Source organism: Streptomyces sp. NPDC024698 (assembly GCF_055559015.1).
This window is the reverse complement of sequence record NZ_JBVHLK010000005.1, coordinates 496,972-520,773: the sequence shown is the minus strand read 5'-3', so window position 1 is coordinate 520,773 and position 23,802 is coordinate 496,972. Positions and strand designations below refer to the sequence as shown.

Below are 23,802 nucleotides of genomic sequence, written 5' to 3'. Positions count from 1 at the left end.
GCTAGCATGACCGGCACAAGGACGGGCGGCGCAAGGGAGTCGTCCCCAGGGGCGGCGCCCGGCGCTTCCCCAAGTCCTACGGACAGGGGAGGCCCCATGCCGGGGCGAGGAGGGCGGGCCATGGTGCAGAAGGCCAAGATCCTCCTGGTCGATGACCGGCCGGAGAATCTGTTGGCGCTGGAGGCGATCCTCTCCGCGCTCGATCAGACACTGGTACGGGCATCGTCCGGGGAGGAAGCGCTCAAGGCGCTGCTCACGGACGACTTCGCGGTCATTCTGCTGGACGTTCAGATGCCGGGCATGGACGGATTCGAGACCGCCGCGCACATCAAGCGTCGGGAGCGGACCCGGGACATCCCGATCATCTTCCTGACCGCCATCAACCACGGCCCGCACCACACCTTCCGGGGGTACGCGGCCGGCGCGGTGGACTACATCTCCAAGCCCTTCGACCCGTGGGTGCTGCGCGCGAAGGTCTCGGTGTTCGTCGAGCTCTACATGAAGAACTGCCAGCTCCGGGAGCAGGCGGCCCTGTTGCGCCTCCAGCTGGAGGGCGGTGGCAAGGCGGCGCTCGGCGAGGCCAAGGAGCCCGCAGGACTGCTCGCCGAACTCTCCGCGCGGCTCGCGGCCGTCGAGGAGCAGGCCGAGGCGCTGTCCAAGCAGCTCGACGACGACTCCGCGGACGCCGCGGCCGTGGCGACCGCGGCCCATCTGGAGCGCAAACTCACCGGACTGCGCAGGGCGCTGGACGCGCTGGAGCCGGGCACGGGGAGCGGCGCGGCCTCGGTGCCGTCCCAGGGCTGAAGGCCCGCCAGGAAGCGTTCCGTGGGCCGCGTGAGGCCGTGAGGAAGCGTCAGTTCCGTTTCCGGCCAGGCTGACACGATCGGGTGAAGCCGGAATTCCCCCCCTGTTCGAGCGAAGTCGAGAACTTGGGGGAGGCACACGTGCCGCTGTCGTCTCCACCGGTAACCTCACACACATGGCCTCACGTCAGTCCGCAGCCAAGAAGCCGCCCGCGAAGAAGGCGGTCGCTCCGACGAAGGCTCCGGCGAAGAAGGCCCCCGCGAAAAAGGCAGCCGCCGCCAAGGCGCCCGCCAAGAGGGCCCCCGCGAAGAAGCCCGCACCGGCGCCGGCGCCCAACCCGACCGCGGGCGTGTACCGACTCGTACGCGCCCTGTGGCTGGGCATCGCCCATGCCGTCGGAGCCACCTTCCGCGGGATAGGGCGCGGCGCCAAGGGGCTCGACCCGGCGCACCGCAAGGACGGGGTCGCGCTCCTGCTGATCGGCCTCGGGCTGATCGTGGCGGCGGGCACGTGGTCCAATCTGCGCGGTCCCGTCGGCGACCTCGTCGAGATGCTGGTCACCGGCGCCTTCGGTCGTCTCGACCTCCTCGTCCCGATACTCCTCGCCGTGATCGCGGCGCGGCTCATCCGGCACCCCGAGCAGCCCGAGGCGAACGGCCGGATCGTGATCGGTCTGTCGGCGCTCGTGATCGGTGTGCTCGGGCAGGTGCACATCGCCTGCGGATCGCCCGCGCGCGGCGACGGCATGCAGGCCATAAGGGACGCCGGAGGGCTCATCGGCTGGGGGGCCTCCACCCCGCTGACGTACACCATGGGTGACGTCCTGGCGGTACCGCTCCTGGTGCTGCTCACGATCTTCGGACTGCTGGTCGTCACCGCGACCCCGGTCAACGCGATTCCGCAGCGGCTGCGGCTGCTCGGCCAGAAACTCGGCATCGTCCAGGCCGACTTCGACGAGGACGCGCTCGGCGAGGACGACGACCGCTACGACGAGCAGTGGCGCGAGGGGATCACGGGGCGCCCCGGCGGACGCTCGCGCGCCCCCGAGACCCACGACGCCGACGACGCCGAGCGCGAGGCGCTCACCAGGCGCAGGGGCCGCCCCAGGCGGCCCGGCGCGCGGCAGCCCGACATGAACCGGCCGATGGACGCCGTGGACGTCGCCGCGGCCGCCGCCGCGGCCCTGGACGGCGCCGTGCTGCACGGGATGCCGCCCTCGCCCCTGGTCGCCGATCTGACGCACGGCGTCAGCCCGGAGCGCGACGGGTACGAGGAGACGACGCCGGTGCCGGCCGCCCGCGCCCAGGCGGTCCCGGGCGCCAAGCGGCCCAAGCAGGAGAGCCTGCCGGTCGAGTCGGTCGTGCCCGACCTCACCAAGGCCGCCCCCGACGCCCCGCGCGAGCTGCCCCCGCGCGCGGAGCAGCTCCAGCTCTCCGGCGACATCAGCTACGCGCTGCCGTCCCTCGATCTCCTGGAGCGCGGCGGTCCCGGCAAGACCCGCAGCGCCGCCAACGACGCGGTCGTCGACTCCCTGCGCCAGGTCTTCGCCGAGTTCAAGGTGGACGCCGACGTCACGGGCTTCACCCGCGGCCCGACCGTCACGCGCTACGAGGTCACGCTCGGCCCCGCCGTGAAGGTCGAGCGCATCACCGCCCTCACCAAGAACATCGCGTACGCGGTCGCCAGCCCCGACGTGCGGATCATCAGCCCGATCCCCGGCAAGTCCGCGGTCGGCATCGAGATCCCCAACACCGACCGCGAGATGGTCAACCTCGGTGACGTGCTGCGGCTCGCGGACGCGGCCGAGGACGACCACCCGATGCTCGTCGCGCTCGGCAAGGACGTCGAGGGCGGCTACGTGATGGCCAACCTGGCGAAGATGCCGCACGTCCTGGTCGCCGGAGCCACCGGTTCCGGCAAGTCGTCCTGCATCAACTGCCTGATCACCTCGGTCATGGTCCGGGCGACCCCGGAGGACGTGCGGATGGTCCTGGTGGACCCCAAGCGCGTCGAGCTGACCGCGTACGAGGGCATCCCGCACCTGATCACGCCGATCATCACCAACCCGAAGCGGGCCGCCGAGGCGCTGCAATGGGTCGTCCGGGAGATGGACCTGCGCTACGACGACCTCGCGGCGTTCGGGTTCCGGCACATCGACGACTTCAACGCGGCGATCAGGAGCGGCAAGGTCAAGCTGCCCGAGGGCAGTGAGCGCGAGCTCAGCCCTTACCCGTACCTCCTGGTGATCGTGGACGAGCTCGCCGACCTGATGATGGTCGCGCCGCGTGACGTCGAGGACTCGATCGTGCGCATCACGCAGCTCGCGCGCGCGGCCGGCATCCATCTGGTGCTCGCCACGCAGCGGCCCTCCGTCGACGTCGTCACGGGTCTGATCAAGGCGAACGTGCCCTCCCGGCTGGCGTTCGCCACCTCGTCCCTCGCGGACTCGCGGGTCATCCTCGACCAGCCCGGTGCCGAGAAGCTCATCGGCAAGGGCGACGGACTCTTCCTGCCGATGGGGGCCAACAAGCCCACGCGTATGCAGGGCGCCTTCGTCACCGAGGACGAAGTGGCGGCGATCGTGCGGCACTGCAAGGATCAGATGGCGCCCGTCTTCCGGGACGACGTCACGGTGGAGACCAAGCAGAAGAAGGAGATCGACGAGGACATCGGCGACGACCTCGATCTGCTGTGCGCGGCCGCCGAGCTGGTCGTCTCCACGCAGTTCGGGTCCACCTCGATGCTCCAGCGCAAGCTGCGGGTCGGGTTCGCCAAGGCCGGCCGGCTCATGGACCTCATGGAGTCGCGCGGGATCGTGGGGCCCAGCGAGGGGTCCAAGGCCCGTGACGTCCTCGTGAAGGCCGACGAGATCGACGGGGTGTTGGCCGTGATGCGCGGGGAAGCAGAAGCGTAGAGCCCCTCGGCGAGGGGGGACGGGACAACCGGCAACGGCGTGGTGAGCGCGTGGCGGTCGCTCGGGGAGTGGCCGCGCTGTCGGGCGGATGGCGGAACGTCATGTTCCGAACCCGGCTGATGCATGAATGTGACTCACCCGTAAGGAGTCGGTGAGCAACCGTTTCGCCTTGTCGCACGTCAAGTTGAGCGAAGGGACGCCACCATGTCCCTATATCAGGATGACCGGCCATTCTGATGGCGTACAAAGTCCCACCGCCCGGTTGCCCCACCCTTTCGTACCCCCCCTAAACTGTACTTCCAGCACAGGTGGCTACACGCTCGAAAGGCGCCCCCGTGTCCATCGTCAACTCACCTGACGGCAACTCCCCCGAAGACGAGCGTCCGTTCGAAGACGACCTTGCGGCCGAGCGGCCCTCGATCGGCCGTGCCCTTCAGAAGGCACGCATCGAGGCCCATCTGACCGTCGACGACGTCAGCAACGCCACCCGCGTCCGTATCACGATCATCCACGCCATCGAACAGAACGACTTCGCCCCCTGTGGTGGTGACGTCTACGCGCGCGGGCACATCCGGACCCTGGCCCGCGCCGTCCGGCTCGATCCGGCTCCGCTGCTCACGCAGTACGACGCCGAGCACGGCGGACGTCCCGCGCCGACGCCCGCCGCGCCGCTCTTCGAGGCGGAACGCATCCGTCCCGAGCGCCGGGGACCGAACTGGACGGCCGCCATGGTCGCCGCGATCGTCGCGGTGATCGGCTTCGCCGGGTTCACCATGGTCAAGGGCGGCGGCAACGGCGACGACTCGAAGACCCAGGTCGCCGAGGGGTCCACGCCGATCACCAAGAAGTCCGCCGCACCGTCCGCGACCGCCACCAAGCCCGCCGACCCGAAGCCCGAGCCGTCCGACAGCGCCATCGCGGCCGCCCCGCAGGACAAGGTGACCGTCCAGGTCAGCGCCGCGGACGGACGCAGCTGGATCTCCGCGAAGGACCACAACGGGCGGATGCTCTTCGACGGGCTGCTGAAGCAGGGCGAGTCCAAGACCTTCCAGGACAGCTCCAAGATCAACCTCATCCTCGGCGACGCCGGAGCCATCCAGCTGTTCGTCAACGGCAAGAAGATCGAGGACCAGTTCCAGCCGGGCGCGGTGGAGCGTCTGACGTACACCAAGGGTGACCCGCAGGTCGGATAGGGGTCCCTGTAGCACACCGTCGACGGGGTTGGCCAAGATCGGCCAACCCCGTCGACGTGGGGTGTCGGCCAGACAAAGTAGTCTTGAGCCCATGCCTGAACGCCGTACCGTCGCACTCGTCACCCTTGGCTGCGCCCGTAACGAGGTGGACTCGGAGGAGCTCGCAGGCCGCTTGGAGGCGGACGGCTGGCACCTCGTGGAGGACGCCGAGCAAGCGGATGTCGCCGTCGTCAACACCTGCGGCTTCGTCGAAGCCGCCAAGAAGGACTCCGTCGACGCCCTCCTCGAAGCCAATGACCTCAAGGGGCACGGCAGAACGCAGGCCGTCGTCGCGGTCGGCTGCATGGCCGAGCGGTACGGCAAGGAACTCGCCGAGGCCCTTCCCGAGGCCGACGGCGTCCTCGGCTTCGACGACTACGCCGACATCTCCGACCGTCTCCAGACCATCCTCAACGGCGGCATCCACGCCTCCCACACCCCGCGCGACCGGCGCAAGCTGCTGCCGATCAGCCCGGCCGAGCGGCAGAGCGCCGGCGAGGAAGTGGCCCTGCCCGGCCACGGCGCCCCCACCGACCTCCCCGAGGGCGTCGCCCCAGTCTCCGGCCCCCGCGCGCCCCTGCGCCGCCGCCTGGACGGCTCCCCGGTCGCCTCGGTGAAGCTGGCCTCCGGCTGCGACCGCCGCTGCACGTTCTGCGCCATCCCCTCCTTCCGCGGCTCCTTCATCTCGCGCCGCCCCAGCGACGTCCTGAACGAGACCCGCTGGCTCGCCGAGCAGGGCGTCAAGGAGGTGATGCTCGTCTCCGAGAACAACACCTCGTACGGCAAGGACCTGGGTGACATCCGTCTCCTGGAGACGATGCTCCCCGAGCTGGCCGAGATCGACGGCATCGAGCGCGTGCGGGTCAGCTACCTCCAGCCCGCCGAGATGCGCCCCGGGCTCATCGACGTGCTGACCTCGACACCGAACGTCGCCCCGTACTTCGACCTCTCCTTCCAGCACTCCGCGCCCGACGTGCTGCGCGCGATGCGCCGCTTCGGCGACACCGACCGGTTCCTGGAACTGCTCGACACCATCCGCGCCAAGGCCCCGCAGGCCGGCGTGCGCTCCAACTTCATCGTCGGCTTCCCCGGTGAGAGCGAGGCCGACCTCGCCGAGCTGGAGCGTTTCCTCACCGGTGCCCGCCTGGACGCGATCGGCGTCTTCGGGTACTCGGACGAGGAGGGCACCGAAGCGGCGACGTACGAGAACAAGCTGGACGAGGACGTCGTCGCCGAGCGCCTCGCGCGCGTGTCCCGGCTCGCCGAGGAACTGGTCGCCCAGCGCGCGGAGGAGCGCGTCGGCGAGACCGTCCACGTGCTGGTCGAGGGCATCGACGACGAGGACGGCGCGTACGGCCGCGCCGCGCACCAGGCGCCGGAGACGGACGGCCAGGTGCTGTTCACGAGCGGCGAGGGTCTGACCGTCGGCCATATCGTCGAGGCCAAGGTGGTCGGCACGGAAGGTGTCGACCTGGTGGCCGAGCCGCTCCTCGGCTCGCTCGCGTGTACTGAGGAGGCGGCCAGATGACCGGAGCCCCCACGTCCGCGGCGGGCGGCTCCCCGGGCGCGCGAGGCGCGACGGGCGCCCCCGGCGCGACCGATGCCCCGGACGGCGCGTCCGGCGCTCCGGAAGGCCCGAAGACACCGCGTGGCGGAAAGCTGGGCGCCGCGGCCGTCAACCAGGCGAGCCTGTGGAACATCGCCAATATCCTGACCATGATCCGGCTCGTCCTCGTGCCGGGCTTCGTGGCGCTGATGCTGGCCGACGGCGGTTACGACCAGGCCATGCGGGCCTGGGCCTGGGCCGCCTTCGCCGTCGCCATGATCACCGACATCTTCGACGGTCATCTGGCGCGCACGTACAACCTCGTCACGGACTTCGGGAAGATCGCCGACCCCATCGCCGACAAGGCGATCATGGGGGCGGCGCTCGTCTGTCTCTCGGGACTCGGTGATCTGCCCTGGTGGGTCACCTTCGTGATCCTCGGGCGCGAGCTCGGGGTCACCCTGCTGCGCTTCGTGGTGATCCGCTACGGGGTCATCCCGGCGAGCCGCGGCGGCAAGCTGAAGACACTGGCCCAGGGCACGGCCGTCGGCATGTACATCCTGCCGCTGACCGGGGCACTGGCCACCCTGAGGTTCTGGGTGATGGCCGTCGCGGTCGTGCTGACCGTGGCCACCGGGATCGACTATGTGAGACAGGCCATTGTGCTGCGGCGCAGTGGAATCGCCGAGCGGCGGGCCGCCGCGGCGGAGGCCGAGCGGTGACCCCCACGGCCACCGAAGTGGTGCGACTACTCACAGTGAAGGGCGAGACGCTCGCCGTCGCCGAGTCGCTCACCGGTGGTCTGGTGGCCGCGGAGATCACCGCGGTTCCGGGTGCCTCGAAGGTGTTCCGGGGCTCCGTGACCGCGTACGCCACCGAACTGAAGCACGAACTGCTCGGTGTCGACGTCACTCTTCTGGCCGAGCGCGGAGCGGTGGACGCGCAGGTCGCGGCGCAGATGGCCGCGGGAGTCCGCGAGGCGCTCGGTGCCGACTGGGGGATCGCGACCACCGGCGTCGCCGGCCCCGAGCCCCAGGACGGGCAGCCGGTCGGTACGGTCTACGTGGCCGTCGACGGGCCCGTCGAAGCGCCTTCCGGCACCCGCCGTGGCGGGAAAGTGGCGCCGCTGCGGTTGAACGGCGACCGGGCGGAAATCCGTATGGAGAGTGTACGCAGCGTGCTCGCGCTGCTCCTTGAAGAGCTCGCGGGCGAACAGACCGGAAATGAGCGGGCACAGGATACGGAACAGAACGGGGGGTTTTGATGTTTGCAGCCCTGAGTGAACACGACATCGCTCCCCGCACGGCCGCGGCGCGAGGCGGTACGGTGGGGCGTGAAGGATGCGGCTACGCGGTCCGAGGAGGGAGCCACCGATGATTCTGCTCCGTCGCCTGCTGGGTGACGTGCTGCGTCGGCAGCGCCAGCGCCAGGGCCGTACTCTGCGCGAAGTCTCCTCGTCCGCCCGAGTCTCACTCGGCTATCTCTCCGAGGTGGAGCGGGGGCAGAAGGAGGCGTCCTCCGAACTGCTCTCCGCGATCTGCGACGCGCTGGACGTACGGATGTCCGAGCTCATGCGGGAAGTGAGCGACGAGCTCGCCCTCGCCGAGCTGGCACAGTCGGCTGCGGCCACGGCACCGGTGTCCGCACCGGTGCGTCGCCCGATGCTCAATTCCGTATCGGTGACCGGTGTGCCACCGGAACGGGTCACGATCAAGGCGCCTGCCGAAGCGGTCGACGTCGTCGCCGCCTGACGCTCACCGGCTCGCTTTCGCCGAGCCGGTCGACGCACCACCGAAGCCCCGGCCGGGGCTTGGCCGGGGAGTCCCGGAGAAGCCTGGCCGGGGCTTTCGCGTTCCCCGCGGTCCCTCGTGGCCCCGTTTGCCGGTATCCCGCGCGGCCTCCATGGTGGAGAGGCGCATGAGATCGGCGGCCCGGTGCCGCGCCGGAGGAGGGTGCCATGGCAGGGCGAATAGTGCGCAGGGGGGCGTGCGTGGTGTTCGGTGCGCTGTGGTGGTTCAGCGTGCTCCGGCTCGCGCTGGTGCCCGGCGCGGGCGTGCTGGAGGGAACGGTCGCCGCGGGCGGGTGGGGGCTCAGCCTGCTGCCGGTCCACTGTGTGCCGAAGTCCAGGGCCGTCGGTGCCGTGGGGTCGCACCGGTGGCGGGGCCGCGGGCGAGCGACGCGGCGCGGGGGCGGGCCGGGGCGCGGTGATGGGCGTACTACCAGGGCATGGCGACGCCGCCGTTGGGGCGGAGGATCTGGCCGGTGGTGAACGCCGAGGCGTCCGAGGCCAGGTACAGCACGGCCTGGGCGATGTCCTCGGGCTCCCCGACACGGCCCAGCGGCGACAGGCGCGCCATGAACGCCTCGGTGTGGGCCTGCCGCTCCCCGTGGCGGTCGGTCATGGGGGGTGCGGATCCAGCCCGGCGCCACGGCGTTCACGCGGATGCCGTGCGGGCCGGCCTCCGTCGCCAGCGTCTTCGTCAGCTGGACGACGGCCGCCTTGGCCGCGCTGTAGCACAGCAGGCCCGGACCACCGGAGTCGATGGCGCCCGACGCCATGGTGACGATGCTGCCGCGGACACCGTTCGCGATCATGGAGCGGGCGGCCTCCTGACACGCGTACAGGACCCCTTTGAAGTTGACGTCCAGCACCCGGTCCAGGTCCTCGTCCAGGGTCTCCAGGACGGGGCTGCTGTGCATGATCCCGGCGATCGCCGCCATGACGTGGAGCGGGCCGCACGCGGCGACGGCCTGCCGGAGCCGGTCCCGGTCGGTGACGTCGACGTGGTGGCCTAGGGCGGTGCCGCCCTGGTCCTTGATCAGCGTCGCCGTCTCGTGCGCGCCCTGTTCGTCGAGGTCCGCGCAGTGCACCGTCGCGCCCGCCTCCGCCAGCAGGACCGCCGCGGCGCGGCCGATGCCGCTGCCCGCCCCGGTGACGAAGGCGGTGCGTCCGATGAGGTCGTACGCGGAAAGGCCCATGAAGGGACGGTACGAAGGAATCTGACGGGTCGTCAATCAGTTGGACGCGACTACTCCTGGCCGGTGCGGCGGTGTGCCGCGACGGTGTTCCACCCGGCACCCGGGCGCGGGGTCGGGCCGGCCTGGCATCGGGGGCACCAGTACGTGGGCCGCTCACGGGACCCGTCGCCCTGGTTCCCCGAGCGGACCGGCGTCCCGCAGCGCAGACACGGGCGAGGGGCACGCCCGTACACGAACAGATGCTGTTCGCGGAGCCCCGTGGTGACACGGACCGGACGGTCGCGGTTGAACTCCAGCAACTTCCTGGCGAACAACGGCAGTTGAACGGCACGGTCGGCGGGCAGCGCGCCGACGGGGAGCCAGGGCGTGACCCCGAGCAGGAAGCACAGCTCGCTCTTGTACACGTTCCCGATGCCGGCGAGATTGCGCTGGTCGAGCAGGGCCTCCCCGAGGGCGCGGTCGGGGTCCCGGAGGAGGTTCTCCAGGGCTCGGGCCGGGTTCCAGTCCGGGCCCAGGAGGTCGGGACCGAGGTGGCCGACCGCGCGGGACTCGTCGGCGGTGCGGAGCAGTTCCAGCACCGGGAGGCGGTAGCCGACCGCCGTCCGGTCCTCCGTGCCGAGGACGGCCCGGATCTGGTGCGCGGGGCCTCCGCTCCAGCGCCGCCCGTTCTCGTACACCTTCCACGCGCCGTCCATCCGCAGATGCGAGTGCAGGGTCAGACCGCCCTCGATCCGGGCGAGCAGGTGCTTGCCGCGCGGGGTGACGTCCAGGACGGAGCGCCCGGTGAGATCGGCCGTCGCGTACCGGGGCACCCGCAGGTCGGAACGGGTCAGGACCTTGCCCGCGAGGGCGACGTGCAGACGCCTCGCGGCCTGCCAGACGGTGTCTCCTTCGGGCATGGCTCCAGGGTGGCACGGGTGGGGGCGGTCGGTCAGGCGCGAAGGCGGAGCCCGCGCGGGGTGGCGATGAAGCCGGCTCCTTCCAGAAGGGTGCCGAGGGGCGAGGTGAGGGCCGAGGCGCCGTTGACGCGCTCGACGGTGACGGTGCCCAGCGAACCCGCGCGGGCGGCCGCGGCCAGCGCCTCGGCCGCGACACCCAGGCGGGCGTCCTGCGCGAGGGGACCGTCCGGGTCGGCCGGCCAGGCCAGCAGGGTCTTGCCGCCGCGCTCCATGTAGAGAGTCAGTTCACCGTCGACCAGGACGACCAGGGAACCCGCCTTGCGGCCGGGCTTGTGGCCCGCCTCGGTCGGGGACTCGGGCCAGGGAAGGGCCGCGCCATAGGCGTTCGCGGGGTCGGCTGCGGCCAGTACGACAGCCGGGGAGGCGGTACGGGACCGGGAGCCGGCGCCCGGGAAGCCCGCACCGCCGGGGCGGCCGGAGCCGTTCGCCGGGTACCGCGAGCCGTCGCGGCGGGACGGGGTGTTCCCGCCGTGCCGCGCGTCCGGGGAGGGCCCGTCGGGGTGCGGGGAGCCGGCCGACAGGGCGGAGTCGGCGGAGAAGGTGTGGTCGTCGCCGAAATCGAGGTCGAGGGCGGAGCCGGAGCCGAAATCGAGGGCGGAGCCGGGGCCGAAGGGCGAATCGGGACCGGGGAAGCCGTCGGGGCCGACAGGGGAATCGGGATCGAGGGAGCCATCGGGGCCGAGGCCGGTGGGGAGGTCGTTCAAGGCGCCCGGACCGCCGTCGGCGAGGTCGCCCCCGTCCGCGAAGGCGTCGCCGATGGGCCCCTTGCCGCCGTAGCCCGAGCCGGAACGCGGGAAGGCGGCGCTGTCCGGGAAGCCGTGGGCGGCGGGAGAGTTGTCCTGGAGGGCGGGCTCGAAGACGGCTGCGCCCCGGTCACGCGCGTTCGCCACCGCCCGGAGCCGGTCCACCGCGCCGTCCATGGCGAACTGGGCCGCGCCGAGCCCCTCGACCACATAGCCCCGCCGTGCCTGGCCGCTGTCCTCGAACGCCGACAGGATGCGGTACACCGCCGAGAAGCCTCCCTCGACACCCTCCGCCGCGACGGCGCCCCGGGTCACCACCCCGTGCCGGTCGAGCAGGGTGCGGGCCAGGGCGTGGGCGCGAACGGTCGGGTCGGGTTCGCGCCCGGGCAGCAGCGACCAGCGGCCCGCCACGGTGGGCGGACCCGTACGCGACTGAGGACGCGCCCCTCCCGTCAGGGAGCCGTAACGCCCGCGGGGGATCGAGCGCTTGGCGCGGTGGGCCGTGGAGCCCGCGGTGCGGCCCGAGCCCAGCAGGGAGCGCATCGGCGCGAGCGTGTCGTTCGTCAGCCGTCCGGACCAGGCAAGCTCCCAGATGGCGTCGGCGAGCTGCGGATCGGTCGCGTCGGGATGCGTGGTGGCGCGGACCTGATCGGCGATCTGGCGGAAGAACAGGCCGTAACCCCCCGAGAGGGCGTCGAGGACCGACTGGTGCAGCGCCGTCGGCTCCAGCGGATGCGCCGCCGGAAGGATCAGGGGGGCGGCGTCCGCGAGATACAGCGACACCCAGCCGTCCTTGCCCGGCAGGGAACCCGCCCCGGCCCACACCACCTCACCGGCGGCCGTGAGTTCGTCGAGCAGCGCGGGGGTGTAACCGGCGACCCGGGACGGCAGCACGAGCTTCTCCAGCGCGGACGCCGGCACCGACGCACCCTGCAACTGCTCGACGGCACGCACCAGTCCGTCGACACCGCGCAGACCGTGCCCGCTGCCCACGTGCTGCCACTGCGGCAGGAACTGGGCGAGCGCGGCGGGCGGGACCGGCTCCAGCTCATGGCGCAGCGCCGCGAGCGAACGACGGCGCAGCCTGCGCAGCACCCCCGCGTCGCACCACTCCTGGCCGATGCCCGCCGGATGGAACTCCCCCTGGACGACCCGGCCGCCCGCGGCGAGGCGGTGCAGCGCGCCGTCGGTGACGGCCGTACCGAGTCCGAAGCGGGCGGCGGCCGTCGCCGAGGTGAACGGCCCATGGGTGCGCGCGTGCCGGGCGAGGAGATCGCCGAGCGGATCCTTCACCGGCTCCGTGAACGCCTCCGGGACACCGACGGGCAACGCCGTGCCGAGCGCGTCACGCAGCCGGCCCGCGTCCTCGATCGCCGCCCAGTGATCGGCTCCGGCGATCCGGACCCGGATGGCGCGGCGGGCGGCGGCCAGCTCACCCGCCCACTGCGGCTGAGCGCCCCGCTGGGCCAGTTCGGCCTCCGTGAGCGGCCCGAGCAGACGCAGCAGATCGGCGACGCCCTCCACGTCCTTGACGCGGCGGTCCTCGGTGAGCCACTGGAGCTCGCGCTCCAGCTCGGCCAGGACGTCGGCGTCCAGGAGCTCACGCAGTTCGGCCTGGCCGAGCAGCTCGGCCAGCAGACGCGAGTCCAGCGACAGGGCGGCGGCCCGCCGCTCGGCGAGCGGGGAGTCGCCCTCGTACAGGAACTGGGCGACGTACCCGAAGAGCAGGGAGCGGGCGAAGGGGGAGGGCTCGGGGGTGGTGACCTCGACGAGCCGCACCTTGCGGGACTCGATGTCGCCCATCAGCTCCGTGAGACCCGGCACGTCGAAGACGTCCTGGAGGCATTCGCGCACCGCTTCCAGGACGATCGGGAACGAACCGAACTCGCTTGCCACCTGGAGCAGTTGGGCGGCGCGCTGCCGCTGCTGCCACAGAGGGGTGCGCTTGCCGGGGTTGCGGCGCGGCAGCAGCAGGGCCCGGGCGGCGCATTCGCGGAAGCGGGCGGCGAAGAGCGCCGAACCGCCGACCTGGTCCGTGACGATCTGGTTGACCTCGCCCTTGTCGAAGGCGACGTCCGCCGCGCCGACCGGGGCCTGCTCCGTGTCCCACTCCGCGCCGGACTTCGAGGGCGCCTGGTCGAGCAGGTCCAGGCCCATCAGATCGGCGTCGGGCAGCCGCAGCACGATGCCGTCGTCCGCGTGCATGACCTGGGCGTCCATGCCGTACCGCTCGGAGAGCTTGGCGCCCAGCGCGAGGGCCCAGGGGGCGTGGACCTGGGCGCCGAAGGGGGAGTGCACGACCACACGCCAGTCGCCGAGCTCGTCCCGGAAGCGTTCGACGACGATCGTGCGGTCGTCCGGGATGTGACCGCACGCCTCGCGCTGTTCGGTGAGGTAGGCGATGACGTTGTCCGCGGCCCAGGTGTCCAGGCCCGCGGCGAGCAGGCGCAGCCGGGCGTCGCCCTCGGGGAGCGATCCGACCTCGCGGAGGAACGCGCCCACCGCGCGCCCCAGTTCGAGCGGCCGTCCGAGCTGGTCGCCCTTCCAGAAGGGCAGCCGGCCGGGGACACCGGGCGCGGGGGAGACCAGGACCCGGTCCCTGGTGATGTCCTCGATGCGCCAGGAACTGGTGCCGAGCGTGAAGACATCGCCCACCCGCGACTCGTACACCATCTCCTCGTCGAGCTCGCCGACCCGGCCGCCGCCCTTCTTGGGGTCGGCCCCCGCGAGGAACACCCCGAAGAGTCCGCGGTCGGGGATGGTGCCCCCGGAGGTGACGGCGAGACGCTGGGCGCCGGGGCGGCCGGTCACCGTGCCCGCCACGCGGTCCCACACCACGCGGGGCCGCAGCTCGGCGAACGCGTCGGACGGATAGCGGCCCGCGAGCATGTCGAGCACGGCGGTGAACGCCGACTCGGGCAGCGAGGCGAAGGGGGCCGCCCGCCGGACCGTCGTGAGCAGATCGTCGACCTGCCAGGTGTCGAGGGCCGTCATGGCGACGAGCTGCTGCGCCAGTACGTCCAGCGGATTGGCGGGGACGCGCAGGGACTCGATGGAGCCGGTGCGCATCCGTTCGGTGACCACGGCCGCCTGCACCAGGTCACCCCGGTACTTCGGGAAGACGACACCCGTGGAGATCGCGCCCACCTGGTGGCCCGCGCGGCCCACGCGCTGGAGCCCCGAGGCCACGGACGGCGGCGACTCGACCTGGACGACGAGGTCGACCGCCCCCATGTCGATGCCCAGTTCGAGGCTGGAGGTGGCGACCACGGCCGGCAGACGGCCGGCCTTCAAATCCTCCTCGACCTGCGCCCGCTGCTCCTTGGAGACCGAACCGTGGTGGGCGCGGGCGATGACCGGCGGCGCCCCTTGGGCGGCGCCCGAACCGCCCATCAGCTCGGCCGGCGCGTGCGCCTCCTCAAGGGGCTCGCCGGTCGCCCTCTCGTACGCGATCTCGTTGAGCCGGTTGCACAGCCGCTCGGCCAGGCGGCGCGAGTTGGCGAACACGATCGTGGAGCGGTGGGACTGGACGAGATCGGCGATCCGCTCCTCCACGTGCGGCCAGATGGAGGGCTTCTCCGCGCCCTCCTTGCCGTCGGCGGCCGGCGATCCGCCCAGCTCGCCCAGGTCCTCCACCGGGACGACCACGGAGAGGTCGAACTCCTTGCCGGACGGCGGCTGGACGATCTCCACCTTGCGCTGCGGGGACAGATAGCATGCCACCTCGTCCACGGGACGCACCGTCGCGGAGAGACCGATACGCCGGGCGGGCTTCGGCAGCAGTTCGTCGAGACGCTCCAGGGTGAGCGCGAGATGGGCGCCGCGCTTGGTGCCCGCGACCGCGTGCACCTCGTCCAGGATGACCGTCTCGATGCCGGTCAGCGCGTCGCGGGTGGCCGAGGTCAGCATCAGGAACAGCGACTCGGGGGTCGTGATCAGGATGTCCGGCGGACGGGTGGCCAGCGCCCGGCGCTCGGCGGGCGGGGTGTCGCCTGAGCGGATGCCCACCTTCACCTCCGGCTCCGGCAGTCCGAGCCGCACGGACTCCTGCCGGATGCCGGTCAGCGGACTGCGCAGATTGCGCTCGACGTCGACGGCGAGCGCCTTGAGCGGAGACACGTACAGCACCCGGCAGCGCTTCCGCGGGTCCGCCGGCGGCGGTGTCGAGGCCAGCTGGTCGAGCGCGGCGAGGAACGCGGCCAGCGTCTTGCCGGAACCGGTGGGGGCCACGACCAGCACGTCCGAGCCCGCGCCGATGGCCGCCCAGGCCCCGGCCTGGGCCTCGGTGGGCGCGGAGAAGGCCCCCGTGAACCAGCCGCGGGTCGCGGGGGAGAAGCCGTCGAGGGCTCGGTGTGCGGAGCTGACCATGCGTCCATCCTGCACCCGCCCACTGACAACCGCCCTGACCTGCGGGAAGGACACGGCGGGGCCGGGCGTTGGGGGCTGCGGTGCGGGGGTGCGGATCGGGACGGGCGTGGCGAGGTGGGGACGGCGGCGAGGCCCGGGCGGGGCGGAAGCGGAGGCCGAGGGCGGGGCGGAGATGGGGGCGGGGAGGGGCGTCGCGGAGGCGGGCGGCGGCCTCTTCCGGCGCGGTGGCGGACAATGAGGACGTGGCAGGTTCGGGGCAGGAGCGGGCGCGGCACTGGCAGTATCCGGAGCTGCCCGGTGTCGATCTGCTGCGCGCCCGCTACGTCGAGAAGATCTTCGTGCGGCACACCCACGAGAACTTCGTCATCGCCGCCGTCACCGAGGGCGTCGAGGTCTTCCACCACGGCGGCGCCGACCAGTACGCGGGCCCGGGTTCGCTGGCGCTGGTCAACCCCGACACCCCGCACACCGGGCGCGCGGGCGTCCCCGAGGGCTGGAAGTACGGCGCCGTCTACCCCTCGCCCGACATGGTGGCCGAGATCGCCGCCGAGACCACCACGCTGCGCGGCACCCCCGGATTCAGCCGCCCGGTGCTCGAAGACCCCTATGCGGCGAGTCTGGTCCACCAGGTGCTCAGAGCCGCCGAGGAGGGCAACGCGCTGGCGGCCGACACCCTGCTGAGGGTCGCCGTGACCCGGCTGTTGCGCCTGAACGGAGGCCGGCTGCCGCAGCGGGCCGTGCGCACCGCAGGCGGCCTGCTCGCGGCACGCGCGCGTGGCGTGCTGGACGAGCGGATGGCCGAACCGCCGACCCTGGAGCGGCTCGCGGCCGACCTCGGCACCAGCTCGTTCGCGCTGCTGCGCGCGTTCCGGGACGCCTACGGCATGCCGCCCCACACCTGGCTGACCGACGCGCGGGTACGCCGGGCCCGCCGGCTCCTGGACGCCGGGTCCACCCCCGCCGAGGCGGCCGTCGCCGTCGGCTTCACCGACCAGCCGCACCTCAACCGTCACTTCAGCCGGATCGTGGGCGTCCCCCCGGGCGCCTACCAGCGGGAGCGCAAGAACGTACAAGACGCCGGGGGCCGACTTCTCGTACCGTCCGGGACGTGGCACAACAGACAGCTCTCCCAGACATACGCAGTGAAGAAGGCGGAAAGCCCGACGGGGCCGTCGTCCGCGACGCCCTCGGAGTCGGGGTCGCCGTCGGACTGTCCGGTTTCGCCTTCGGGGTGACCTCGGCCGGCAGCGGGCTCAGCCTCCTCCAGACCTGCGCCCTCAGCCTCCTGGTGTTCACCGGGGCGTCGCAGTTCGCGCTCGTGGGCGCGCTCGCGGCCGGGGGCAACCCGCTCACGGCGGCCGCCGGAGCGTTCTTCCTCGGCGTTCGCAACGCCTTCTACGGGCTGCGTCTGTCCCAGCTCCTGGCCCTCCCGCGCGCGGTGCGTCCGTTCGCCGCGCAGTGGGTGATCGACGAGACCACGGCCGTGGCGCTCGCCCAGCCCACCCGGCGCAGCGTCCGGATCGGCTTCACGGTCACCGGGCTGTCCCTCTACGTGCTGTGGAACCTCACCACGCTGCTCGGCGCGGCCGGGGCCCAGGCCATCGGTGACACCGACGCGTGGGGCCTGGACGCGGCGGGGCCCGCGGTGTTCCTGGCGTTGCTCGCGCCGATGCTGAAGACCACCACGGAACGTGCCGTCGCGGGACTGGCCGCCCTTCTGGGGCTCGGTCTGCTGCCCGTGCTGCCCGCCGGTGTCCCGGTGCTGGCCGCCGCCCTGGCCGCCCCCGCCGTGCTCTATGTGACGGGGCGCCGCCGCGCGGACGCCGCTCCCGGCACCTCCGCCGGACCGCGGGACGGGACATCGGCCGATTCACCGTCAGGCGTGGACGGTTCACCGTCCGCCGCGCGGAACGACGGTCCGGACGTGTCAGGAGAAGAGCGTTGAACATCTGGATCGCCATCGGCGCCACCGCCGTCGGCTGCTACGCCGTCAAGCTCATCGGGCTGCTGATCCCCGCGGGCGTGCTGGAGCGGCCGCTCGTGCAGCGCCTCGCCGCGCTGCTGCCGGTCGCGCTCCTGGCCGCTCTCACGGCCCAGCAGACCTTCGCCGACGGGCGGGTCCTCGTCCTCGACGCGAAGGCCGCAGGACTCGCCGCGGCGGCCGTGGCACTGATCCTGCGCGCACCGTTCCTCGTGGTGGTCGCCGCGGCGGTGGTGGTGACGGCCGGGGTCCGCGCGTTGACAGGCTGACACGGGCCGCGCGAAGCCGTACCCGGGGCACCCGGACCCGCCGAGCACCCCGGACACGCCCAGCATCCGGACCCGCAGGGCACCCCGGACACCCGGGGCGCCGTCGGTCTCAGCCGATCGCCCGCCGGTACGCCCGCAGGGTGCGCAGTGCCTCGATGGTCACGATGGGACGGCTCTCCAGAGCGGTGCCCGGGGCCCACTGACGCCAGCGGACCGGCCACCCGCCGTCCTCCTGCTGCTCCCGCGCGAGGTGGTCGAGCGAACGGGTCATCTCCTCGTCGGTGAACCACGCGCGCGCGAGCGAGTCCGGCGTCCGCGCGAAGTCGTGCGGGAAGTGGTGCTCACCGGGCGCGTAACCGGGGGAGACGGGGTAGGCCTCCGGACGGCCGGGATCCAGCGCGGCGAGCCGCTGCTCACGGACGAGCCGGCCCAGCCGGTCGGCGCAGGCCTCCGCGCGCGGGCGGTCGGCCGCCGAGTCCAGGAAGGCGACGGCCGCCTCGACCTCGTAGGGATGGGACTTCTCCAGGGACTCCACCGCCTGCCAGCAGAAGTCGGTGGCCCGGAACAGCCAGGCGTTCCACACCTCGTTGCGGTGCAGAAGACCCACGACCGGGCCGGTGGCGAGGAGTTCGCTCGGGGGATCGTCGACGACCGGTACGAAAGGGGCCACCGGATAGCCGCGCTGACTGGGGGTGACGGCGGGCAGCGCGCCGTCCGCGGTCGACACGGAGGTCAGATAGCGGCACACCCGCTCCACGCGCTGTCCGCCGCAGCGCCCGATCGAGTCGAGGACGCGCAGGGCGTGTCCCGTGTGCAGCGGCTGGCTGACCGGGCCGCGCAGATCGGGTTCCAGCGCGTGACCGTACCCTTCGTCGTCGTTGCGGTAGGCGGCCAGCGCCGTCTCGACCGCGTCGGCGGCGCCGTCGAGGAATTCGTGGGCGAAGCGGCGCTGTTCCAGCACGCGCGCGGTGAGCCAGACGAAGTGCTCGGCACGTGCGAGGGGGGAGCGCGTGGGGGGCGTCTGGGGGAGTGGAGATGCTCCGGTTTCGGCCATGGGTCAGACCGTAGGGCGGAAAGCGGTCTCGGCACGCGGTCCCGGCTCGGGCCCACTCTCAGGGGCGGGATACTGGAGTCATGCGGTTGACGGTCTTCTGGCAGCGAATGGCTGATCACTTCGGCGCGGGGTCCGCCGAGACGTTCGCGCGCGATCACGTGATGACGGAACTGGGCGGGCGCACCGTCCATGAGGCGCTGGACGCGGGCTGGGAGGCCAAGGACGTGTGGCGCGTGGTGTGCGTGACCATGAACGTTCCGTACGAAAACCACTGAACGGGACCGAGAACCGGGAAAGACCAGGGGCACCTGGGTCCGGTGTCGGTGGCGTGGGCCAGACTTGGCGGGTGGCCCCGACAGACGAGAACACGCAGGTCGATCAGCAGTCATCACCGTTCGGCACGACGCCGCCCGGTCCGCTCGGCGCCGGCGCGGCCGTTCCCGGCGCGCGCATGCCGCGCTGGCTGCCGCGCGCCATGGTGCTCGCCCTCACGCTCGTCGCCGTGTTCCAGCTGGGCAGTTGGGCGTTCCACCAGCTCACCGGTCTGCTCATCAACATCCTGATCTCGTTCTTCCTCGCGCTCGCGATAGAACCCGCGGTCAGCTGGATGGCCTCGCGCGGTATGCGCAGGGGGCTGGCCGCCTTCCTCGTCTTCCTGGGATCGCTCATCATGATCGCCGGGTTCGTCACGCTGCTCGGCTCGATGCTCGCGGGCCAGATCATCAAGATGATCGAGGGGTTCCCCGACTACCTCGACTCGCTCATCAACTGGACCAACACGCACTTCCACACCGACCTCAGACGGGTCGACATCCAGGAGGGCCTGCTCCACTCCGACTGGCTGCGGAAGTACGTGCAGAACAGCGCCACCGGCGTCCTGGACGTGTCCGGGCAGGTGCTCGGCGGCCTCTTCCAGCTGCTGACGGTCGCGCTGTTCTCGTTCTACTTCGCCGCCGACGGCCCCCGGCTGCGGCGCGCGCTGTGCTCGGTGCTGCCGCCGGCCCGCCAGGCGGAGGTGCTGCGCGCCTGGGAGATAGCCGTCGACAAGACCGGCGGCTATCTGTACTCACGCGGACTTATGGCCCTGATCTCGGGTGTGGCCCACTACATCCTGCTGGAGGCCCTGGGCGTGCCGTACGCGCCCGTGCTCGGCGTGTGGGTCGGTCTGGTCTCGCAGTTCATCCCGACCATCGGCACCTATCTCGCGGGCGCCCTGCCCATGCTGATCGCGTTCACGATCGATCCCTGGTACGCGCTCTGGGTGCTCGTCTTCGTCGTGGTGTACCAGCAGTTCGAGAACTATGTGCTCCAGCCCAAGCTGACCTCCAGGACGGTGGACATCCACCCGGCCGTCGCCTTCGGGTCCGTGATCGCCGGCACCGCCCTCCTCGGGGCCGTCGGCGCGCTGATCGCGATCCCCGCCGTCGCCACCCTCCAGGCGTTCCTCGGGGCCTATGTGAAGCGCTACGACGTCACGGACGACCCGCGCGTGCACGGGCACCGCACCCGCAGCTCGGAAGGCCTCGTCGCACGCCTGCGGCGGCAGCTCGGCCGGTGAGGTAACCGGCCGCTCCGCGGGCACGTCCGCCACGCGAACGTCCGCTACACACCCGTCCGCCAGGTGCCCGGCCGGTGACGTGCACCCGGTGCTCGGTCGGTGACGATCACCAGGTGAGGGCCGCCTGGACGCCGGTCACGACGACGGCGGTCGCGTAACACCAGACGGCCGCCCGCACGATCCGCTCCCTGGTCCCGTCGCTCCAGTCGGTTCGGGAGAGCAGCCAGGCCAGCGCGGGCAGCACCAGCACGGCGTGCAGACTCACCCCGTGCAGCGGCTTGAGCGGAGCCGTCGAGTGGTACGCGGCCTCCTGATGGCCTGTCCTGGTGAGGACGACCCCACGAGCGATCATCACGGCGCCGGAGGCCAGCGCGACGAGCAGGACCGCGAACCCGGAACGCACGGCCAGGGGCATGCCGACGGGCCCCGAGGGCCGGTGGCGGAACGAGGCGATCGCGAAGGCGGTCAGCACCACGACCAGGACGCCGCCGCCCACCGCGAGTGTCATGGACACTGCCGTGTCGAAGCCGGTCTCCATGTTGAGATGCGACGGAACCCGGCGCCACGCCTGAAGGGTGATCCCGCCGACCTCCACCACGCAGTCCGCGGCGAACACCAGGAGCAGCGCGGTGCGCGGTCGCGCCTCCATCCGCACGTACGACGTGACCCAGGTGATCGCGATCAGGGTCAGTCCGAAGGAGAGCCCGAAGGTGACGGGCTTGCGCCAGGAGACGGGACCGTCCCACGGGCCGCCGTCGACGGCGAAGACCAGGAGGTGCAGGAGTCCGGAGAGGACGAGCACGGCGCCCGTCGTGTGGCAGAGCCGCTCGGCGGGCCGGAGCGAGGGCTTCGGCGTCGTCGGGGGGCGGGTCCTCGTCGTCGTGGGCATGGCCACAGCCTGACGGGTGGGGGCCGGCGGCGTCGTCGTACGGCCGGAGGCACCGGCCGTACGCCACGGGGAGTAGGCCCGGTCCGGGGCGGGTACCGGGTCCCGCGAGACGGCCTGAGCGGGTGCCCGGGTGCGGACCGGGGCGGGGACCGCGGCCGGAATCGGGGCCTGGCCGGTGGGAGCCTCGGGCGTTGTCGGAGCGCGAACGTAGTCTCGGAAGTGCCGCGTGGTGCGCTTGACACGAAAATCGAACATCCATTCTCATGGAAGTTCCGGCGAAGCCTTCGACGGGTGATTCGGCACATTTTCGACGGAGATGTGCCCAAGTTATCCACAGGCCGGACGGGCGTCGGGGCGCATTGTCAGTGGCAGGCGTTAGCGTCTTTGACGTGAAGCGATCGACTCAAGCAAACCGGGTGGAACCCATGGCAGGAACCGACCGCGAGAAGGCGCTCGACGCCGCGCTCGCGCAGATTGAACGGCAGTTCGGCAAGGGCGCCGTGATGCGCCTGGGCGAGCGGCCGAATGAGCCCATCGAGGTCATCCCCACCGGGTCGACCGCGCTCGATGTCGCCCTCGGCGTCGGCGGCCTGCCGCGCGGCCGTGTGGTGGAGGTGTACGGACCGGAGTCCTCCGGAAAGACGACCCTCACCCTGCACGCGGTGGCGAACGCGCAGAAGGCCGGCGGCCAGGTGGCGTTCATCGACGCCGAGCACGCCCTCGACCCCGAGTACGCGAAGAAGCTCGGCGTCGACATCGACAACCTGATCCTGTCGCAGCCGGACAACGGTGAGCAGGCCCTGGAGATCGTGGACATGCTGGTCCGCTCCGGTGCCCTCGACCTCATCGTCATCGACTCCGTCGCCGCCCTGGTGCCGCGGGCCGAGATCGAGGGCGAGATGGGTGACTCGCACGTGGGTCTCCAGGCCCGTCTGATGAGCCAGGCCCTGCGGAAGATCACCAGCGCCCTCAACCAGTCGAAGACGACGGCGATCTTCATCAACCAGCTCCGCGAGAAGATCGGCGTGATGTTCGGCTCGCCGGAGACCACGACCGGTGGCCGCGCGCTGAAGTTCTACGCCTCGGTGCGCCTCGACATCCGCCGCATCGAGACGCTGAAGGACGGCACCGACGCGGTCGGCAACCGCACGCGCGTCAAGGTCGTCAAGAACAAGGTCGCGCCGCCCTTCAAGCAGGCCGAGTTCGACATCCTCTACGGCCAGGGCATCAGCCGTGAGGGCGGCCTGATCGACATGGGCGTCGAGAACGGCTTCGTCCGCAAGGCCGGCGCCTGGTACACGTACGAGGGCGACCAGCTCGGCCAGGGCAAGGAGAACGCCCGCAACTTCCTGAAGGACAACCCCGACCTCGCCAACGAGATCGAGAAGAAGATCAAGGAGAAGCTGGGCGTCGGTGTGAAGCCCGAGCAGCCCGCGGCGGAGCCGGGCGCGGACGCCGCGGTCTCGGCCGGCCCGGACGACGCCGCGAAGACGGTGCCCGCTCCGGCCGCCAAGACCACCAAGTCACGGGCCGCGGCAGCCAAGAGCTAGTCCATGACACGACGAACCGACTGGGCCGAGTACACCCATCCCCTCACCCCCGAGGGGCAGGGGTACGGCGGGAGAGACGGCGGCCCGGCCGGAGACGGTGACAGGCCGTACGACGGTGCCGGGGGGTACGGCGGACAGCCGTACGGCACCGACGGCGGGTTCCACGGATCCGGTGACGGGTTCCATGGATCCGACGGTTTCCACGACGCCGGTCCGGATCACGGTGATCCGGACGGCGGCGGTTCGACGGGCGGCGGTGACGCACGGCGCGGTGACGGCCCGCCGCGCGGTCACGGTTCGCCGGACGCGGGCTCCCGGCGCGGTGGACGTGCCGAGGGCGGACCGCGTGGTGGAAGGGGTCGACGGCGCGGCGGTTTCGGTGAGCCGTCCGGCGACCCGCGAGACGGAGACTCCCCCTCCTCGTCGAGGGCCGAGAAGAGGGAGTCCCCCGGGGACCCGGCTGAGCGGGCGCGAGCGATCTGCCTGCGCCTGCTCACCGGGACCCCGCGCACGCGGAAGCAACTGGCGGACGCGTTGCGCAAGCGCGAGATCCCGGACGACGTGGCCGACGAGGTGCTGTCACGGTTCGAGGAGGTCGGGCTGATCAACGACACTGCCTTCGCGGACGCCTGGGTCGAGTCACGGCACCACGGCCGGGGACTGGCCCGGCGGGCGCTCGTCCAGGAACTGCGGACCAAAGGCGTGGAATCGACGCTGATCGACGAGGCCGTCGGACAGCTCGACTCCGAGCAGGAGGAGGCGACCGCGCGTGAGCTGGTCGCGCGCAAGCTGCGTTCCACCCGCGGGCTCGACCGCGACAAACGACTGAGACGCCTCGCCGGCATGCTCGCCCGCAAGGGCTACTCCCAGGGCATGGCCCTGCGCGTGGTCCGCCAGGCGCTGGAGGAGGAGGGCGAGGACACGGAAGGGCTCGGGGACGAGGGGTTCTGATTCCT

The 23,802-nt window shown here is 71.9% G+C and carries 18 protein-coding genes and 1 pseudogene; 14 read left to right on the top strand and 5 right to left on the bottom strand.

The features are described 5' to 3' along the window. Window positions 1–120 precede the first annotated feature (120 nt). From ACZ4AA_RS15585 to ACZ4AA_RS15555, 7 genes are all read left to right on the top strand, one after another. Window positions 121–804, top strand: coding sequence for a response regulator (locus tag ACZ4AA_RS15585; RefSeq protein ID WP_467601341.1), 684 nt, complete (start codon window positions 121–123; stop codon window positions 802–804). A gap of 175 nt (window positions 805–979) precedes the next feature. Next, window positions 980–3,718, top strand: a complete 2,739-nt coding sequence (locus ACZ4AA_RS15580) for a DNA translocase FtsK (RefSeq protein WP_467601339.1) — start codon at window positions 980–982, stop codon at window positions 3,716–3,718. A gap of 335 nt (window positions 3,719–4,053) precedes the next feature. Beyond that, window positions 4,054–4,911, top strand: coding sequence for a helix-turn-helix domain-containing protein (locus ACZ4AA_RS15575; RefSeq protein WP_467601337.1), 858 nt, complete (start codon window positions 4,054–4,056; stop codon window positions 4,909–4,911). A gap of 91 nt (window positions 4,912–5,002) precedes the next feature. Further along, window positions 5,003–6,478, top strand: a complete 1,476-nt coding sequence (rimO, locus tag ACZ4AA_RS15570; RefSeq protein WP_467601335.1) for a 30S ribosomal protein S12 methylthiotransferase RimO — start codon at window positions 5,003–5,005, stop codon at window positions 6,476–6,478. Continuing rightward, entirely contained in the window at window positions 6,475–7,218 is a 744-nt protein-coding gene (pgsA, locus tag ACZ4AA_RS15565; protein WP_467601333.1) for a CDP-diacylglycerol--glycerol-3-phosphate 3-phosphatidyltransferase, read from the top strand. Before rimO ends, pgsA begins: the two co-directional genes overlap by 4 nt. Further along, entirely contained in the window at window positions 7,215–7,760 is a 546-nt protein-coding gene (locus ACZ4AA_RS15560) for a CinA family protein (RefSeq protein WP_467601331.1), read from the top strand. The genes pgsA and ACZ4AA_RS15560 overlap by 4 nt, the downstream gene beginning before the upstream one ends. Window positions 7,761–7,869: 109 nt before the next feature. Beyond that, on the top strand, window positions 7,870–8,247 hold the full coding sequence (locus ACZ4AA_RS15555; protein ID WP_326785134.1) for a helix-turn-helix domain-containing protein: 378 nt from the start codon (window positions 7,870–7,872) through the stop codon (window positions 8,245–8,247). Window positions 8,248–8,712: 465 nt separating this feature from the next. Here ACZ4AA_RS15555 and ACZ4AA_RS15550 read toward each other — a convergent pair. The 3 genes and pseudogenes from ACZ4AA_RS15550 to ACZ4AA_RS15540 form a co-directional block, all read right to left on the bottom strand. Next, window positions 8,713–9,475: pseudogene (locus ACZ4AA_RS15550) on the bottom strand (SDR family NAD(P)-dependent oxidoreductase). A 50-nt stretch (window positions 9,476–9,525) separates the two neighbouring features. Continuing rightward, a complete protein-coding gene (locus tag ACZ4AA_RS15545) occupies window positions 9,526–10,374 on the bottom strand; it encodes an Fpg/Nei family DNA glycosylase (RefSeq protein ID WP_467601328.1) in 849 nt (282 codons plus the stop codon). Between the two features lie 32 nt (window positions 10,375–10,406). Then, window positions 10,407–15,545 (bottom strand): ATP-dependent helicase, encoded by a 5,139-nt coding sequence (locus ACZ4AA_RS15540; protein WP_467601326.1) that lies wholly within the window; start codon window positions 15,543–15,545, stop codon window positions 10,407–10,409. Between the two features lie 242 nt (window positions 15,546–15,787). Between ACZ4AA_RS15540 and ACZ4AA_RS15535 the strand changes: the two genes are divergently transcribed. From ACZ4AA_RS15535 to ACZ4AA_RS15525, 3 genes are read left to right on the top strand one after another with little or no spacing between them, the layout of a single operon-like run. Beyond that, window positions 15,788–16,780, top strand: coding sequence for an AraC family transcriptional regulator (locus tag ACZ4AA_RS15535; protein ID WP_467601324.1), 993 nt, complete (start codon window positions 15,788–15,790; stop codon window positions 16,778–16,780). Beyond that, the gene (locus ACZ4AA_RS15530) at window positions 16,681–17,490 is read left to right on the top strand and encodes an AzlC family ABC transporter permease (RefSeq protein WP_467601376.1); all 810 of its coding nucleotides are present in this window, start codon (window positions 16,681–16,683) and stop codon (window positions 17,488–17,490) included. The genes ACZ4AA_RS15535 and ACZ4AA_RS15530 overlap by 100 nt, the downstream gene beginning before the upstream one ends. Then, a complete protein-coding gene (locus ACZ4AA_RS15525) occupies window positions 17,487–17,795 on the top strand; it encodes an AzlD domain-containing protein (protein ID WP_467601322.1) in 309 nt (102 codons plus the stop codon). The genes ACZ4AA_RS15530 and ACZ4AA_RS15525 overlap by 4 nt, the downstream gene beginning before the upstream one ends. Before the next feature lie 109 nt (window positions 17,796–17,904). On the opposite strand, the gene ACZ4AA_RS15520 is transcribed toward ACZ4AA_RS15525, so the two are convergent. Then, the gene (locus ACZ4AA_RS15520) at window positions 17,905–18,849 is read right to left on the bottom strand and encodes a hypothetical protein (RefSeq protein WP_467601320.1); all 945 of its coding nucleotides are present in this window, start codon (window positions 18,847–18,849) and stop codon (window positions 17,905–17,907) included. Between the two features lie 80 nt (window positions 18,850–18,929). Between ACZ4AA_RS15520 and ACZ4AA_RS15515 the strand changes: the two genes are divergently transcribed. Next, window positions 18,930–19,124: a DUF3046 domain-containing protein gene (locus ACZ4AA_RS15515; protein ID WP_467601318.1), complete on the top strand. Its 195-nt coding sequence runs from the start codon at window positions 18,930–18,932 to the stop codon at window positions 19,122–19,124. 71 nt (window positions 19,125–19,195) lie between these two features. Continuing rightward, entirely contained in the window at window positions 19,196–20,407 is a 1,212-nt protein-coding gene (locus ACZ4AA_RS15510) for an AI-2E family transporter (RefSeq protein WP_467601316.1), read from the top strand. A 106-nt stretch (window positions 20,408–20,513) separates the two neighbouring features. On the opposite strand, the gene ACZ4AA_RS15505 is transcribed toward ACZ4AA_RS15510, so the two are convergent. Further along, entirely contained in the window at window positions 20,514–21,296 is a 783-nt protein-coding gene (locus ACZ4AA_RS15505; RefSeq protein WP_467601314.1) for a hypothetical protein, read from the bottom strand. A 425-nt stretch (window positions 21,297–21,721) separates the two neighbouring features. Between ACZ4AA_RS15505 and recA the strand changes: the two genes are divergently transcribed. After that, window positions 21,722–22,846, top strand: coding sequence for a recombinase RecA (gene recA, locus ACZ4AA_RS15500; RefSeq protein WP_467601312.1), 1,125 nt, complete (start codon window positions 21,722–21,724; stop codon window positions 22,844–22,846). Window positions 22,847–22,849: 3 nt separating this feature from the next. Then, window positions 22,850–23,797: a recombination regulator RecX gene (gene recX / locus ACZ4AA_RS15495; protein ID WP_467601310.1), complete on the top strand. Its 948-nt coding sequence runs from the start codon at window positions 22,850–22,852 to the stop codon at window positions 23,795–23,797. The last annotated feature ends 5 nt before the right edge of the window (window positions 23,798–23,802 follow it).

What these genes read in the sequence shown, in the direction of transcription:
- ACZ4AA_RS15585 (WP_467601341.1), top strand. Translation starts at nt 121, where the DNA reads ATGGTGCAGAAGGCCAAGATCCTCCTGGTCGATGACCGGCCGGAGAAT.
- ACZ4AA_RS15580 (WP_467601339.1), top strand. Translation starts at nt 980, where the DNA reads ATGGCCTCACGTCAGTCCGCAGCCAAGAAGCCGCCCGCGAAGAAGGCG.
- rimO (WP_467601335.1), top strand. Translation starts at nt 5,003, where the DNA reads ATGCCTGAACGCCGTACCGTCGCACTCGTCACCCTTGGCTGCGCCCGT.
- pgsA (WP_467601333.1), top strand. Translation starts at nt 6,475, where the DNA reads ATGACCGGAGCCCCCACGTCCGCGGCGGGCGGCTCCCCGGGCGCGCGA.
- ACZ4AA_RS15555 (WP_326785134.1), top strand. Translation starts at nt 7,870, where the DNA reads ATGATTCTGCTCCGTCGCCTGCTGGGTGACGTGCTGCGTCGGCAGCGC.
- ACZ4AA_RS15545 (WP_467601328.1), bottom strand. Translation starts at nt 10,374, where the DNA reads ATGCCCGAAGGAGACACCGTCTGGCAGGCCGCGAGGCGTCTGCACGTC.
- ACZ4AA_RS15540 (WP_467601326.1), bottom strand. Translation starts at nt 15,545, where the DNA reads ATGGTCAGCTCCGCACACCGAGCCCTCGACGGCTTCTCCCCCGCGACC.
- ACZ4AA_RS15520 (WP_467601320.1), bottom strand. Translation starts at nt 18,849, where the DNA reads ATGGCCGAAACCGGAGCATCTCCACTCCCCCAGACGCCCCCCACGCGC.
- ACZ4AA_RS15515 (WP_467601318.1), top strand. Translation starts at nt 18,930, where the DNA reads ATGCGGTTGACGGTCTTCTGGCAGCGAATGGCTGATCACTTCGGCGCG.
- ACZ4AA_RS15505 (WP_467601314.1), bottom strand. Translation starts at nt 21,296, where the DNA reads ATGCCCACGACGACGAGGACCCGCCCCCCGACGACGCCGAAGCCCTCG.
- recA (WP_467601312.1), top strand. Translation starts at nt 21,722, where the DNA reads ATGGCAGGAACCGACCGCGAGAAGGCGCTCGACGCCGCGCTCGCGCAG.
- recX (WP_467601310.1), top strand. Translation starts at nt 22,850, where the DNA reads ATGACACGACGAACCGACTGGGCCGAGTACACCCATCCCCTCACCCCC.